The sequence below is a fragment of the Bradyrhizobium sp. 27S5 genome (assembly GCF_037217225.1).
Classification (GTDB): domain Bacteria; phylum Pseudomonadota; class Alphaproteobacteria; order Rhizobiales; family Xanthobacteraceae; genus Bradyrhizobium; species Bradyrhizobium septentrionale.
On record NZ_CP147714.1, the window covers coordinates 76,450 to 90,820 of the forward strand.

Here is a 14,371-nt window from a genome sequence, read left to right on the forward strand (position 1 = left end):
AGTTACACGGCGTCCAGAGGTACCCGTTTCCAATTGAAAAGGATGCAAATCATGGCTGATAAAGCGTTGCAGATTCCGGGGTCCGACCACCCCATCTCGATCGAGGCAAATCCATCTCGTGTCGTGGTCGAAGTTGGCGGAAAGATCATCGCCGACACCTGCGATGCGCTGACGCTTCGCGAAGCCTCCTATCCGGCCGTTCAATATATCCCGCGTCGGGATGTCGACATGGCCGCGCTCGTGCGAAGTGGACACACGACGTATTGCCCCTACAAGGGTGACGCTTCCTATTACAGCATTCCGGCTGGCGGAGATCGCTCCCTCAATGCGGTGTGGACCTATGAGACGCCATTTGAAGCGATGGCGCAGATCAAGGATTACGTCGCCTTCTACCCGGACCGGGTCGACGAGATAAGCTAATCGGCGAGAGGAAGGAGCATGAGAGATGGCGTCGATGGAAGAAAGGAACAAAACGCTTGTCCTCGAGCATTCAACGCACTGTTCAACAAACGGGATTATGAGGCGCCCCTCCAATTTGTATCAGCCGCAGGCATGTCGCCTTTTGGCCCATTTCGGAAGTGCCGCGCCGGCTATCGAAAGTCCGGTGTCGGGGGTGAAGCGGACGTCGCGGTTGCGCGTTCCGACTTCCGAGTTTGACCCCAAACGGTCCTGGCTAGAAACCGCCGATCGGCGGGCTCATGCTGCCGTGGCCTCAGAATCTTGAAGACTTTGGTCCACTTCGCGGATTCGTCCGCAAATAGTTCAATAGGCCTGGCCGCAACAGCCATCTACGTCGGCAGCGCCGCCGCGATGTTCACGTTCGACGCGGCCAAACTTCGCACAGGAGTTCGGCAATTTGGCCAATTCCACCGCACAGGTCGGCGTCGTCGGACTCTACCCGGGCCGGGGTGCTAGCAAGCGTCGTGGGTCGAGCGCCATCATCGCCCCAAAGCGATATCCGAGCGCAAGGCGACCGCAGCTGACATTGCCACCACGCTTTCGCTCCTCAAGACCCGCAACCTCACCCCAACGGCATTGGGCCATCGTGCTCGGCGGAAGCAGTCCCGGCCTGCTTCGGAGGTAGGGTGAACTGAAATATGGCGCCCCGAGGTTTATTTGCGGTGGCCCACATCCGTCCCCCGTGCGCCGCGACGATCGACTGACAGATGGCCAAGCCCATGCCTATGCCATGGGGCTTGGTTGTGTAGAAGGCTTCGAAGATGTGGTCCATGCTCGACGCTTCGAATCCCATGCCGGAATCCAGCGCGCTGACGAGCACGCCGCCGACGGCGTCCGCTTCGGTTCTGATCTGCAGCTCCCGCTCCCCCTCGTCGAGGCTGGCCATGGCTTCGACGGCATTGACGACCAGGTTGAGGATCACCTGCTGCAGCTGAATGCGATCACCTTCGATCTGCGGTAAGTCCCCGGCGAGTTGCGTCTGCAGCGAGACGCGATGCCTCAGCACTTCGTTCCGGACCAGGGCAATGACGTCGAGGACGGCTTCGTTGAGGTCAAAACGGCTCCTGGGCGGTGGCGCCTTCCTGATCAGGGCTCGGATCCGGCTGATGATGTCTCCGGCCCGTTTCCCGTCCGCGGCGATCCAGGTGAGGGCCTGACGGACCTCATCGAGGTTGGGCGGGTGGGCACCCAACCAGCGCAGAGCCGCCTCGGCGTTGGTGACCGCCGCGGAAATCGGCTGATTGACCTCATGGGCAATCGAGGCCGTCAGCTGCCCCACCGTCGCGATGCGATTGAAGTGCGCGAGCTCTGCCTGGGTCCGCTCGCGTTCGATGATGCGCTCTTTAAACACTCGAACCGCCGCCGCCATCGCACCGATTTCATCGCCCCGGCCAACCCCGGGGACTTCGATGCTGGTGTCGCCCCTGGCCAATGCTGCCATGGCGCTGGTCATGCGGGTGATCGGCATCGTGATGGTGCGCGTGAGTAGAACGCCCATCAGCACTGCGGTCATGAGCGAGGCTGCGCCGCCGAGAATGGTCATTGCATATGCAGTCGCGTACGCCTGTTTCTGCACGACGTCGCGTTTTGCCAATAAGTCGCGCTCAACCGTGTCGATTTCGTCCAGCTTGCCGCGGACGAGGTCCATTGCGGTTTTGCTGACCTCCGAGGCCGTCAACGCGTGTGCCTCCTCGCGCGTCTTTGGGTTCGCCATCAGCGCGACCTTCCGCTCGGCGACCTCCGAGCGCCACTTCGTCGCCAGCTCGTTTAATTCATCAAGCCGGCTCTGCTGAGCGCGGTTGTCCGAGGTGAGGTCCCTTAGCCTCCTGATCGCCACGCCGAAGACTTGGCCGCCCTTATGATAGGGCTCCAAAAATTTCTGGTCGCCGGTGAGCAAATAGCCGAGCACACCGATTTCCTGATCCAACATTGCCTCCAGTGCCATGTCTAGCGTGTCCAACACGTCAGTGGTGTGGACCCGCAAATTTTTGGCCGCTTCGATCACGCGAAGCCTGTCGTATACAATCGCGCTGCTCACAAATATGATCGCAACTACTGCGGCAAACGCGACCATGAGCTTGTGCAAGATCTGCAAATTCGGAAAAGCGGACACATGATCCTCGAAAGCCGAAATCCACCGAATGACCAGCTCGTTAGTCGAGATTGTCCCCGAGCGAGGGCATTAGCAATGGAGTGGCCATAGGGCAAAGTGGCGCGTCCGTAAGTTCCGCGCCGTAGGACGCTTGATGCGATGCGCTCGTTCGGTCTTGGCGACGGGGGCCGTCGTTGGAACTACAGCTTTGGCCATATCTGAGGGAGCGCTGGCGAATCGGCGAGGTGAACACTCCCGTGCCGTCGACCTCCTGAAACCAATCCTCGACAGGGATGTACCGTCTCGGAGGAAGTCCCGCGCAACAGGACGTTCTGGAGCAAGTCTTTGCCGACGACGTGCGCCTGATACTCGCTCGGGGTACGGCGCGATGTCCAATTCCGCCCGAACGCCGGATTGGATATGCTCAAGCAGCACGGCAGTTTCGGCACTAAGTTTGGGCTGAGCCCAACCCGCCTTTGCTGCTTCGGCACCACTTAATCGAACGAAGCAGCTATTTGCCGCGGCGCGTGAGTCGGGATGTGGCCCTTTTCGGAAGATGCCGCACTGGCTATCGAAGTCCGACGTCAGCGGTGAAGCGGACCTCACGGCTGCGCGTTCCGACTTCCGAGTTTGACCCAAAGCGGGCATGGCGGTCAGAGGACGTGAAACTCATTCGTGGTCGCGCGAGCTCCTCGGATGTCATCCGGTTCGCACACCGCGGCGCACCAGCATCTTCCGGGCGCTAGTCCGCATGCCGCTTTCCCTCGTCGAACAGTTTCTGCGCTTCGTTGACCTCTTCGATGTGCTCACACGCCCATTTCCCGAGGGCAAGCACCGGCTTGCTTAGAGATCGACCGAGATTTGTCAGAGCATATTCAACCTGAGGGGGACTGGACGCAAGTATTGTCCGTTTGACAACGCCGTCACGTTCCAGCCCTCGCAGCGTTCTTGTCAGCATCTGCTGCGAGATGCCCGCGATGCTCCGTTTGATCTCGTTGAAGCGACGGGCCCCGCCACCGAGAAGTACGATGATGAGCACACTCCACTTGTCGCCAACGCGCGCAAGCACCTTTCCGACCCTGCGGCTGTCTCTCAGAATTTGTCCGTCCGAGGCAGTCCTACCCATCTGACTAAGTCCTGTCGCTAGGCGTTCTTGCGCTTTCGACATGCATAGCCCCATATCTGGCCTAGGTCACATTCATTGACTGGGCGCAGCGGGGGACCCGCCGAAGGTCTGCCAGAGGGGCGGGCCGCAAGGACGCAAAGCCACTAGAACGGAGAAACCATGGAAATCGGTCTGATCGGCGCCGGCAACATCGGCGCCTGCCTCGCACGAAAGCTCAAGGACGCGGGGCATAACGTGCGGATCGCAAACTCCCGCGGCCCCGAGACGCTCGCCGACCTGGCGAAGGAGGTCGGCGCGACGGCGGTGTCGGTCGTCGATGTCGCCAAGCAGTCAGACGTACTGATCATCTCGGTGCCGATGAAGGCTATCCAGCAATTTCCGGCCAATCTATTCGATGGCGCGCGCCACGACCTCATCGTGGTCGACACTGGCAACTACTATTCCATGCGTGACGGACGCATAGAGCCGTTGGAAAGCGGCATGCCCGAGACGAAGTGGGTCGCCGAGCAGCTGGGACGACCGGTCGTCAAGGCGTTCAGCAACATCTCGATTGACAGCCTCCGAAATCGAGGGCGCCCCAAGGGCTCGCCGGAGCGCATCGCCCTGCCGGTCACGGGCGACGACCAGCGGGCCAAGGATGTGGTGATCGGCCTAATCGAGGAGATCGGCTTCGACGGGGTCGACGCCGGCGATCTTGACGCGTCCTGGCGCCAACAGCCGGGCAGCGCCGCCTACTGCACCAACCTCGGCGCCTCGCGACTGAAGGAGGTCATGCAGGGCCTGACCGTCGACGACCGCGCCAAGCTCGGCGAGCGCCGCGACGTGGCGTTGAAGAAGATGATGGAGTTGCCCAACGGCATCATCGCAAAAGACAGCGTGCCGCTGCTGCGCTCGCTAGCTGGCCTGCCGGACTAGTTCCGGATGTTCGGGCCAGGCGTCGCGGACGGAGGCGCTCGCATGCGCCTAGCCATCCTTTTCTTTTTCCGGTCGCCGCTGCTGATCGGGCGGCGCCGTCTAATGATGCTGGGCAGTGGGCGATGCACTTGTCGGTGAACGCGATGCGGTCGGCGGCCGAGAGATTAGCGGGAGTTCTCAGGTCACTGGCGGTCAGTTCTACTTCGCCAGGCTTGCAGCCAGCCATGCTCATGCCGCCACAATCAATCTCGCCAACTTCAAAGCTGTAACAGCCCGGTTCGATCCAAGGTAACTCGTTGCTAGCGGATACGAGTTACTGCAATCTGAAACAACTCTGACGAAAGCATTGGCTGCCATCGGCTTCATGAGGGAGCCCAGAACGAGGCGTCCAGCCCGCGCAATTCGGCGACTTTCCGTTTGTTGCCCCTTTCGGACATGCCGCACTGGGTATCGAAAGTCCGGTGTCGGGGGTGGAGCGGACCTCACGGCTGCGCGGTCCGACCCCCGAGTTTGACCCAACTCGACATCGTGACATTTCTCGTTTGATCTACCTCAACAAGCGATACTCCCTTATCGCCTATATCGCCGCGCGGGGGTAACTTACTTCCATCGACGTGAAGGAAGCGCCAGGCCGTGTTGAAGTTCAGCCCAGGCGCGATGAAATCGGTCTTATGGCGTGGCGGAGAGAACAACCCGCAGGCCAGGATTTCGGCCGGAGCGGAAATGCTGAAGGGACTTTACAAGGTCGAGATGCATACGGTGCACGGTTCCCGCCGTGGCGTCCTCTATTTCTATGACGGCAAGATGATGGGCGGCAGTTCGGCCTTCGCATTCGTCGGCACCTTCAAGGAGTCTGCTGGCGGCGAGGTATTGGCTGACATGTTGACGTTGCGCCACAACAAGGATCCGAATTTCCAGCCCTTGTTGAAGACTGACATCGTCACGCTGACGCTCAAGGGTCGGCAGCAGGGCGAGCAATACTATTTTGAAGGTGGCGCGCCGCAATTACCTGGCGTTGCCTTCTACGCGTTGATGACCCCCATCAGCGAGGAGGCCGCACCGCCCATCACGCCAGTCGGACAAGGCGGCATCAGCAACGGCCTCTATTCCATTCACATTCGGATGCTTGATGGTATCGATGGCGGAAATACCGGCGTCATGATGCTGCACGACGGCCGGATCCACGGTGGCGACGCGTTCTTCGATTACATCGGCGCCTACACCGGCGCGAACGGACGGTGGAAGGGCGAGCTCGTCAATCACGAGCACACGCCAAGCGTGGGCGAGCGGCCGCTGTTCGGCGGCTACGAGGTCGGCATCGGCTTTTCTGGCACCTATACCGACGAAGGCGCGATCGCGGAAGCGACTGCGCTTGTCGGCAAGCGTAGCGTTCGCTTCAGCGCGGTACTGAAGAAGATGGCATAGGCATGTGCGCCTAAACCCGCCCGCTCACCGGCAGCAGCGCGCTTGAATAGTGAGCTAATGTCTGCTCCTGGCCCGTTTGAGACATGCCGACGGAGACCGAGGATGTCCGGTCATCGGGAAAAGACCGGAAATGATAGGCCGATGATCAAAATGGCGCTAATGACTCAAAACAGTTCCAATCGGCGATGCCGAAGTTGCATAACAAAGAGGCGAACGCCATCACCGTTGCCTGCTTAAGGTGCCGAGATCATGAGATTAATTAAACGTCTTTTGCGACGTTTGCTGATTTTTGGATTAGGCATCTTTTGTGTCTGGTTGATCGTCTTTGTCGTCTTTGAAACCGCGGACCGCAGGTTACCCTGGATCCTGGCCGTCGGCATCACCTATGGAATCGCCGCGTATATTGTTCTGCCGCGCGCCATTCGCGTGGGACTGAAGATCCTCCAACGCAAACGTGTGCCTAGTTACACGATTACGGGCGACGGTTTGCCTGGCGACCCAGTGAACGTCGAACTCATAGGCACTCTCCAGCAGCTTCGCGTGGCCTTTGCAGCGCTCGGCTGGTCAGAAGCAGATCGGCTCAGTCTAGCCAGCTCATGGCGCATGATCCGTGCCTTCGTATTCAACTCTCCATACCCCAGCGCCCCATTTAGCACCCTCTATCTTTTTGGACGTGGCCAAGACATTGGCTTTCAAAAGGCGATCGATAATAGCCCACGAAAGCGCCATCACATCCGGTTCTGGGCTTTGAGCCAAACGCGTGCCCGGGACACCTGGGGAGCAGAGGACTTCTGGCTGAATACCAAACGCCCGCCGGACAATGAACGCGCTCTGTGGGTAGGAGCCGGCACCAGGGACACCGGCTTGTCCCTAACTCACCTTACATTTCAGATCACCCACGCCACGGACTCGGATACGAATGCAGAGCGCGACTATATCGTCGGTGAGTTGAAGAAAAATCGATCTATCGAGGCGGAGCAAGTGTATCAAGCCGGCCAAAATCTCCCCACCGAACGCGTCAACCACTACATTACTGATGGCGAGGTCATGTTGGCGAGGTTGGTGGTAAATGACGATTGACGCTAAAGTCAGGCATCGCTGTCGCTATGTCACAAGCAGTCGTAGGAAATGTCCGCTTTACAGGCGGTCGTTGTGCCGTCATCGATCTCAACGGGAGCTGAGCCATGAAATGCACCAAGCGGTCGCTTATCGTCATCTGCCTCGTCTTAGCAGTGCCTCCGTCCTTGAGTATTGGAAGACTCAATGCGCGCGATGCCGATGGCTCCACTAGCACCTTAGCGCGCGCACAGACCGCTAAGCAGCAATGCATAAGCACCTGTCGTGCACGCTATCGCGACTGTCGTCATCTGAACCAGTTGCCGTCGTTCGAGTGTCGGGATGTTTACCGGGACTGCGCCCGATACTCGTGTACTGGTCTAGGACCGGGATGACTGCCGTGCCTTTTTGCTGCCCCGACCTCTCCATCCCTGCTGACCGCGTCGACGATCTGACCGAATGATGCTGCGCTGCATGAGTCCGGATGTGGCCCTTAGCGGACCTACGCGCGTCCCAGATTGAGGCCGCAAATGACCCCAAAGGCGACATTGCATCCTTTCAGACAGCCGCGCGCACTCGCGATGAAATTCACCAGCGCGGTGCTCGTACTTGCGGGGGGGGCGCTATCTCGGTCGTCCTATGCGACCCGCTTTATGCCGGGCGGCTGCCATGTCCCTTCGCCCGGCGGCAAGATCGAAGGTGCTTCCGTCCTCGGCCAATATAGGCGCATCACAAGATAGATCGTGTCGTTCGGAGCAGGCAACCAGTTGGCTTCCTTGTCGGTGCCCGGCGACTTATTCTGGATATAAAGGGTCAGCGATCCGTCGGAGTTCGTCTTCATGTTGGGCAGCATTGGCGAGTTGATCAGATAGCGGTTGATCGGGTTTTCGATAAGGAACTGCGTTTTTCCGTCATACATGGTCAATGACCAGAAGGCATTTACTGGCGGCTGCTGGCCTGGCGGAAATGTCAGGGTGTAGTTGTGCTTACTGCCGTCGAGTGTCTGGTTGTCGCTATCAATGCGCGTGAGCGGATAGGTCGCTTCCGCAGGGTCATTGCCGTAAATTCCGGCCTTCGCTGCCGCGGCGCGCTTCAGCCAGTCACCATTATAGTGGGCACCGTCGCCCGGAAGACCGCTAACCCGCCAGCCGTTGATCGCTATACCGGCGTTTGCAACGGCCTCATCGACCTTCTTCTCACCTTCCTTCATGCCGAGGCCGACTTCGAGCTTCTGCTCCAGCGGGAGGTCCTTGAAGTTGAAGGTCTTGCCGGGTCCGACGCCGATCTTCGCAAGTGCTGCGCGTATCTCCTTCTCGTTCTCCTGCGGCGAAGCGAACTGCAATGCGAAGTCGAGATACTCGAAGAAGTTCGTCTTCACGAGTTCCTTGTCGATCTTCGGAAAATCGATGGCTGGTGCGGCGGCCGTCGTAGCCGGCTGCTTCAGATAGACAGAAAGCGTCTGCACCTTGTAGCCAGCCTGAACCTGCTTGACGCCGTTGAGATCATCCGCGTCGAAAAGCTGGGTGCGATATCCCGCGACTGAAAACTGGGTGCTCGACCGGAACACCTTCTTGATACCGGGCGGGGTCGCGCCTTTCCAGTCCGGTCCAACAACCATGTAGTCGCCGGCCTCGCTTCCGGTGGCGCGGCTGCCGATATAGCCATAGTTGTAGGTATTGCCGTCGCAAAGCATGACCGAGAAGTAGCGCTTCGGGTCCACCGCCGGAACTGACAAGACGACGGGCTCTGCCCGCAAGTCCATCCACACGAACGAATAGGGCGTGTCGCTGTTCGGCGTAGGAATTGCCGTGTCTTTGTAGGTGAAGACGTTGGGCTCATTCTTGATCTGATTGAAGGGGGCCTTGAACTGCCCCGAATTGCGATCGACGGCGTACTCGTACATGACGCCGTAGTTCATCACTATCGGCAGGCCATAGATGAAACCTGCCTCAGCAATGTCCTTTGCCTTGAAAAACCCTGGGCGGTCGGTGCTCGTCTGTGCGTACGTCGGGACGGACTTTGCCGTTGACGCCGTAATTGCGGCCAAGGCGGCTGAACGAAGAAGATCACGTTTCGTCAACATTTGAACGCTCCTTCCGGTCTATGGCTTGGCTCAAGTGAGGGTTGGCACGACAAACCTACGCTCGCCCCGCGCGAGGGTCTATGCAAAAACCCGTCAGGTTGCATGTCCGTTGTTGGCCCTTATTGATCCGTTGATCTAGATCAACACTCCTGCTGACAGTGGCCGACAAATGGGAAGACAGACCAGACGGCTTTTGCCGTTTACACAGTGTGACAACAGGGAGTCGGTGCAATGAGAGCTTTCTCAATTGTCGGACTACTGTTTGCAGCAGTGGTGTTGGCGACGGTTCCGGTCTCGCCGCAGGTGACACCGCGCGGCATGGAGTTAAGCGTTGATCAAGCGCAGGCCTACACGTACCGGCGCGCCCGCGTGACTGCGCGTCGTGTCGACCGTCGCGTGTACCGCCATACGCGTCGCGCCGTGCGGCGTGGTGTCTATTAACAGAGCGCGATGGGCGCCGACAAGGTACGAGACAGTGATCAAAGTGCTCGATCACTCGCCCGCGCCGACGAGGTGATTGAGTAAATCACTGCGGTTCGTGCATGTCGTTTGCTGCAGCGTATGAGTCCGAATCTGGCCCTTGGCGGAAATTCACTTAGGCATCGTCGATGTCTGCTTTTGAAGGCAATGCGGACCTCGCTATCCCCGCCCGCGAAAGGGTCTGTCATCCGCGCGATAGCGCGCGCCAGTTTGGTCTAGCGTCGTCTATCCGACCGAAAGCCTCAGCCTTTCTACCGGGGTTTTAATTTCCATTTCATGGCAGTTTTTGCGATGCTGCCCGGAGGCATTTGTCCGGGGCCATCATCGACAAAAACCGAGGTGTCTCATCAGAGTTCCCGTGAGATAGCCAGCGATGTTGGTCCCTCCATTTTGCGGACGATATCGTTCGCCAAGCTCTTCGCAAATGAAAGGCTCGATACCGGCTAGGGCAGGAAGGCGAGCTTCGACCGCCTTGAGAGCTTCAGATTTGTGCGCCCATATAATCTCATTCATGCGAATGTAGTCAGGATCGCTACTCAACATGTCGCCAGAGCTGAGTGACAAGTTAATGCTCGATCATGTCCACGATCGCTTGCCCTCCCTGATCCAATCGCTTCATGGCGTTCTGGTAAAGAACGGCGCGGGCGTTGGGGGGCATCGATCGAAGATCTTCAAGTGAGTACGTCTTTGCCACTATTTCCTCCCACGATTATGCGGGTGATTGTGCGGCGTGCCGCCCGGTGGACTGGCTCGCTCGCACCCTCGTCGAACCGGCGCCGGCTTCATTCATCGAAACGGCCGCGAAATGCCTCGTGAAATGCTGAAAGCTTAGAATTGATCGCAGCCCTTGTTGCGGCGGTTTTTGCTCCGGCATCTCTTTTCAAAGCGTCGAATATCCCGCCGTCCTTGGCGTACGCAAAGTTTCGCATCAGATACGCCGCGATTGAATTGCTGGTGAACGGAACAGGCATTTCGATGGGTCGTAAAATCGTGGTTCATTATCTTGTCGACCATCCGGAGGAGCGGCACCATTCCGCCGCGTCAATAGCTCGGATCGCGCTTTCGAATGCGTTCCCATGCAAAGATTAAAAGAAGACCGCCCCTATTCCGACCCCGAGAAAGCCGCTCGCAGGCTCATGGACCACGCGCGAGCATTCGAGCCAATCCAGGATGGCCGGATCTACATCGAAAAGATCAACTATCCCTTCATCGACAAGGACGGCGCATCGCCGGCCGAATACAGCGCTGGCCTCAAATACGCCATCGTGCATGGCTGGCTGGAGAAGCACGAAAGCGGGACCTACGTGAAGATCTTGCAGGCGGGGAACGATCTGTTCGCATGAGAGCCGCCCACCTGAGGCGGCCTTTTACATGCTGAACAGGATCAGAAGGACGGATATCGCCAACACAATCGAGGCGTATCCCGCGATGGCAAGCCAGTCGTAGCGCATGCTCCCACGCTGAGCACTACATCGCTCGGACGATCTTGATCTAGGTCAAGGGTGGCGCGAGCGCACAGTATCTTTCAGTCCCCCGATGCCAAGTCCGGTGATGCCGCTTACAACCCGGTTACTCTCAGTTTGTTTCTAGCCGGGCGGTTTCAGTCCTGGAGACGTTAGCCACTCCGTCATGTGGGCGGCTGTTTCGTCCTGTCGCGCCTTCCTTAGCAATGCCTCCCGCTCTCGACATGGGGGAAGCCCTCTTGCTCGTTGGCGTAGTTCTTGGGCTTCTTGGGCAAGGCGTTCTTCTAGGGTTATAGTCTGCTTAACCCGGCGTCGTCGTCTCTGCATGGCATACACCTCGTCCTGCGGGTCCTAACCGTTGGGTTTGAGCTATCCGAATGATAATACGCTGCCGTTCGGCGTTCTGTTCACAAGTGAACATAAGGCTGGCTGGAACATTTGGTAGGGCGCAAAGACAAATCCCAGCGCTCCCGGGGGAGAGGCGCTGGGATTTTAAGGTGAATGGCTTGGCAGGATTCAAGTGCATTCACCCTTGTTGCCTAATTTCAACGCCCTTAAATCGTTCCTGCGCAGTTGCCTGTTTTTAAATGGCGGGTGGCCTATTTCGGCCAGACAGAGAAACAAGCCGCCCATCGTCCGCATTGAACGATTATGGCAGAGTCGTTCGGCAACTCCTTTGCTGTTGTTGAAGTGACCGCGGACGATCTTTCGCCGGACGTGGCAGAACAGCAAATTTGGATCGCGCTAGCTAAGCCAAGCCAGGCGCTGACATTGGTCCTCGCCGCCGTCCCCGAGGGGTGGACAGCCGAGCTTTTGGATGTCGAGGTGACAGGAGAGCAGGAGCGAATGTTCGAAGAACTCAACCTCAAGCCCGGTGATGTTTACAGGCTGACGAAAGTGTAAGCCGAGCAGATCAAGCAGAGGCTGTATTAGGGCTCAAAAAATACGATATGAAAATCACCTGCAAAATCACCTGCCCAGTCTTCAGATAATCCATACGAACTGAGGTTCCGGAGATAACGCATGTGAATCGACCGAAGCAAAATTGCCACTTTTACCCGCGTGTTGGAGACGAGGTCGCAATGCGCACTTGCTCCCCCCATAAATCCAAAGCACGATAACGGCTGACCAATCTCGACTGACGCGGGACTGGCCATGTGGCCCCAGCAATCGCCCCCTGGGCCTCCAAGGGTTGCTGGGGCCGCTCACAAGGCTGAATCTTGCCCGACACAAACCAAGCATTCCAGTGACAGGACCAACCTATTCTGTCTTCGTCGTCGAAGACGAGGCGATGATCAGGATGCTGGTCGTGGAAATGCTAGTGAACTCGGTCATACCGTCGCAGCCGAGGCCGCTCACTTCGATCAAGCGCTTCATCTGGCAAGCAGTAGTGAGTTCGACCTTGCTGTCCTAGACATAAACCTCGCGAGCAGATCAAGTTTACCGGTGGCGGAGGTCATCAAGGCACGCAAGCTCCCCTTCATCTTCTCAACTGGTTACGGCGCGAGCGGCATCCCGCCCGATTTTGCCGATGTCCCTGCTATCCAGAAACCTTTCACCATCGAAGCGCTGGGTCGAATGATCAACGAACTCATGAGAATAGAACGCTAGCCGGTGCTCATCTTTGCCGGCACGTCTACCGATCGAACTGCTTCTGGTAATGCCTCATTGCCGCGACGTTACTTCCTCAATGCTTCGTGCTGACGTTTCGGTAGACTATCGAGACACAGAAAAGCCGATCAGTCGCCGAGCGTACTTCCACTGCGATATCGGGCCGTTCGCCTGAAAAAGCGGAATCCCTGGCCATCCCGGCGAGCGTCTGCGCCGCCTCGACTTCGGCGGCTTTTTGACTTGGCAGGCTCAAGCCTTCCTCGTCCGCGAACAGATCGCGGCCGCTTTGGATGTCGAAGAAATAGCGTTCCATGACGCGCTCCTCTTCCTTTGCAGGCGGGAGCGCGGGAACGTCTCTCAACCACCGGCGCCTACGGGCTGACCTTCGGCGCGGCCTTCGACTTCCGTCAAATTTGATCGTTAAGCTACCCCAGCAACCATAGGGGGCCTGTGCATTGAGGGAGGCTGGCTGCTGGGGCCTTCTACCGGCCCGTTGGTGCATGCGGGCCAATGCCGATTTACTGCCCATACATTGCGATGCCGATGACAACGAGTGGGCTCAGCCCCAACAATACGATGCAGACGCTTCCAAGGAGACTGTCACTGCCCATGACGCAACCTCCACGCCGCAGTTGAAATCTAATCTGCCAAAACGAAATCGTGATCGATTAAAAAGACGGCCTCAGAGCGGTACACGCCGGGGCCGGAAGGTATCCCGTGTCTAAACCTAAACGCTCTAGCTGACACCAGCCTTACAGCCGAAGGTTTGGCGAAGCCGAAAGTCCTCTCATCCGAGATTAGCCACGCCATGCTGGCGATCAGGGCGACAAACGACACCGCCGCTGTGCCTCTCTGATAAATAGTGTGCGTGTCCCTGAGGCGGCCTACCGCGAAGCGCCGACTGGCAGACGTCCTCAAGTACGCACAATTCGGCAATATATTTAGCAGCCATTCGTCAGGCCGGCGTCAGCTCTCCAGCTTAAAGAAATTGGTGCGCCATGCCGACCAAGCGCCACCCGAATTAAGGGGGCGCGGCATGAATCGTGCTGATGATTAGCTGCTGGGAATTTCAATGTCCCGGTTCGGGAACAAACGGTCATCAGGTGTGTATTTTTGAGACCGGTAACCGCTCATTTTGGGAGGTATCGTTGCATTACACAGCGCTCCAACAAAACAGGTTCCTCGTTCGGAGAGGAAGCGGTGACGACTGGATGGTTTATGATCGGGAACTCAAGGGGCCAGCGCAGCCAAAGAAAAATGGCCCATTCGCCGAGAAGCTAACCAAGGACCAGGCCCAAGAACTGATGCAGATGCTGACTGACGACCTGACCGGCGCCATGAAGGCGGTATAGTCATATTGGATACCGGTCCGCAGCAAAATCTGAAACGGACCGCGAACAGATGACAGCTGTGTTACCTACTAAGGTCTATGAACAGAGTTGGGCACAGCGAACGAGGCGCGGCAAAAAAGCGGCGCCCCGGTGGGTTAAAACTTAGCCGGCTCAAATTCGACATTGGCTACTGGGCCTTAAGCGCGAGCCACCCCGGCAGCCGTCGCGGAACGATCGGCGAACAGCTCACATGCCGGCGCACTTGAACGCCTATCACGCTGAGCAGGACGATATTCGAGGCGATCGAATAGCGGTCGGTACGCGTGATGG

14 protein-coding genes are annotated in these 14,371 nt (G+C 58.1%); 9 read left to right on the forward strand and 5 right to left on the reverse strand.

From position 1 onward, the window contains the following. The first annotated feature begins 51 nt into the window (after positions 1-51). The gene (locus WDM24_RS00375) at positions 52-420 is read left to right on the forward strand and encodes a DUF427 domain-containing protein (protein ID WP_029084462.1); all 369 of its coding nucleotides are present in this window, start codon (positions 52-54) and stop codon (positions 418-420) included. Positions 421-1,021: 601 nt separating this feature from the next. Here WDM24_RS00375 and WDM24_RS00380 read toward each other — a convergent pair. Continuing rightward, positions 1,022-2,572: a CHASE3 domain-containing protein gene (locus WDM24_RS00380; protein WP_338830025.1), complete on the reverse strand. Its 1,551-nt coding sequence runs from the start codon at positions 2,570-2,572 to the stop codon at positions 1,022-1,024. A 721-nt stretch (positions 2,573-3,293) separates the two neighbouring features. Next, positions 3,294-3,677, reverse strand: a complete 384-nt coding sequence (locus WDM24_RS00385; protein WP_338830027.1) for a helix-turn-helix domain-containing protein — start codon at positions 3,675-3,677, stop codon at positions 3,294-3,296. 159 nt (positions 3,678-3,836) lie between these two features. Between WDM24_RS00385 and WDM24_RS00390 the strand changes: the two genes are divergently transcribed. The 3 genes from WDM24_RS00390 to WDM24_RS00400 all read left to right on the forward strand — a co-directional run bounded on the left by WDM24_RS00390 (position 3,837) and on the right by WDM24_RS00400 (position 7,097). Next, on the forward strand, positions 3,837-4,592 hold the full coding sequence (locus WDM24_RS00390; protein WP_338830028.1) for an NADPH-dependent F420 reductase: 756 nt from the start codon (positions 3,837-3,839) through the stop codon (positions 4,590-4,592). A 633-nt stretch (positions 4,593-5,225) separates the two neighbouring features. Continuing rightward, positions 5,226-6,017, forward strand: coding sequence for a GrlR family regulatory protein (locus tag WDM24_RS00395; RefSeq protein WP_338830029.1), 792 nt, complete (start codon positions 5,226-5,228; stop codon positions 6,015-6,017). A 249-nt stretch (positions 6,018-6,266) separates the two neighbouring features. Next, a complete protein-coding gene (locus tag WDM24_RS00400) occupies positions 6,267-7,097 on the forward strand; it encodes an LssY C-terminal domain-containing protein (protein ID WP_338830031.1) in 831 nt (276 codons plus the stop codon). 613 nt (positions 7,098-7,710) lie between these two features. Here the strand turns inward: WDM24_RS00400 and WDM24_RS00405 are convergent. Together WDM24_RS00405 and WDM24_RS00410 are read right to left on the reverse strand one after the other, a co-directional pair. Further along, positions 7,711-9,156 (reverse strand): DUF1254 domain-containing protein, encoded by a 1,446-nt coding sequence (locus tag WDM24_RS00405; protein WP_338830032.1) that lies wholly within the window; start codon positions 9,154-9,156, stop codon positions 7,711-7,713. 1,262 nt (positions 9,157-10,418) lie between these two features. After that, positions 10,419-10,607, reverse strand: coding sequence for a hypothetical protein (locus WDM24_RS00410; protein WP_338830033.1), 189 nt, complete (start codon positions 10,605-10,607; stop codon positions 10,419-10,421). A gap of 4 nt (positions 10,608-10,611) precedes the next feature. Between WDM24_RS00410 and WDM24_RS44280 the strand changes: the two genes are divergently transcribed. The 4 genes from WDM24_RS44280 (at position 10,612) to WDM24_RS00425 (ending at position 12,710) form a co-directional block, all read left to right on the forward strand. Continuing rightward, a complete protein-coding gene (locus WDM24_RS44280; protein ID WP_414645798.1) occupies positions 10,612-10,725 on the forward strand; it encodes a Rap1a/Tai family immunity protein in 114 nt (37 codons plus the stop codon). Positions 10,726-10,772: 47 nt separating this feature from the next. Next, positions 10,773-10,979, forward strand: coding sequence for a hypothetical protein (locus tag WDM24_RS00415; RefSeq protein WP_338830034.1), 207 nt, complete (start codon positions 10,773-10,775; stop codon positions 10,977-10,979). 771 nt (positions 10,980-11,750) lie between these two features. Continuing rightward, positions 11,751-12,002: a hypothetical protein gene (locus WDM24_RS00420; RefSeq protein WP_338830035.1), complete on the forward strand. Its 252-nt coding sequence runs from the start codon at positions 11,751-11,753 to the stop codon at positions 12,000-12,002. 543 nt (positions 12,003-12,545) lie between these two features. Then, positions 12,546-12,710, forward strand: a complete 165-nt coding sequence (locus tag WDM24_RS00425) for a hypothetical protein (RefSeq protein WP_338830036.1) — start codon at positions 12,546-12,548, stop codon at positions 12,708-12,710. A gap of 76 nt (positions 12,711-12,786) precedes the next feature. On the opposite strand, the gene WDM24_RS00430 is transcribed toward WDM24_RS00425, so the two are convergent. Continuing rightward, positions 12,787-13,023: a DUF6894 family protein gene (locus WDM24_RS00430; RefSeq protein WP_029084116.1), complete on the reverse strand. Its 237-nt coding sequence runs from the start codon at positions 13,021-13,023 to the stop codon at positions 12,787-12,789. Positions 13,024-13,858: 835 nt separating this feature from the next. Between WDM24_RS00430 and WDM24_RS00435 the strand changes: the two genes are divergently transcribed. After that, positions 13,859-14,062 carry a hypothetical protein gene (locus WDM24_RS00435; RefSeq protein ID WP_338695686.1) on the forward strand — a complete coding sequence of 68 codons (204 nt, stop codon included), beginning with the start codon at positions 13,859-13,861 and terminating at the stop codon, positions 14,060-14,062. The last annotated feature ends 309 nt before the right edge of the window (positions 14,063-14,371 follow it).

Coding starts and splice junctions, on each gene's coding strand:
- WDM24_RS00375 (WP_029084462.1), top strand. CDS start 52: ATGGCTGATAAAGCGTTGCAGATTCCGGGGTCCGACCACCCCATCTCG.
- WDM24_RS00385 (WP_338830027.1), bottom strand. CDS start 3,677: ATGGGTAGGACTGCCTCGGACGGACAAATTCTGAGAGACAGCCGCAGG.
- WDM24_RS00390 (WP_338830028.1), top strand. CDS start 3,837: ATGGAAATCGGTCTGATCGGCGCCGGCAACATCGGCGCCTGCCTCGCA.
- WDM24_RS00400 (WP_338830031.1), top strand. CDS start 6,267: ATGAGATTAATTAAACGTCTTTTGCGACGTTTGCTGATTTTTGGATTA.
- WDM24_RS00405 (WP_338830032.1), bottom strand. CDS start 9,156: ATGTTGACGAAACGTGATCTTCTTCGTTCAGCCGCCTTGGCCGCAATT.
- WDM24_RS00410 (WP_338830033.1), bottom strand. CDS start 10,607: ATGCCTGTTCCGTTCACCAGCAATTCAATCGCGGCGTATCTGATGCGA.
- WDM24_RS44280 (WP_414645798.1), top strand. CDS start 10,612: ATGGGTCGTAAAATCGTGGTTCATTATCTTGTCGACCATCCGGAGGAG.
- WDM24_RS00415 (WP_338830034.1), top strand. CDS start 10,773: ATGGACCACGCGCGAGCATTCGAGCCAATCCAGGATGGCCGGATCTAC.
- WDM24_RS00420 (WP_338830035.1), top strand. CDS start 11,751: ATGGCAGAGTCGTTCGGCAACTCCTTTGCTGTTGTTGAAGTGACCGCG.
- WDM24_RS00430 (WP_029084116.1), bottom strand. CDS start 13,023: ATGGAACGCTATTTCTTCGACATCCAAAGCGGCCGCGATCTGTTCGCG.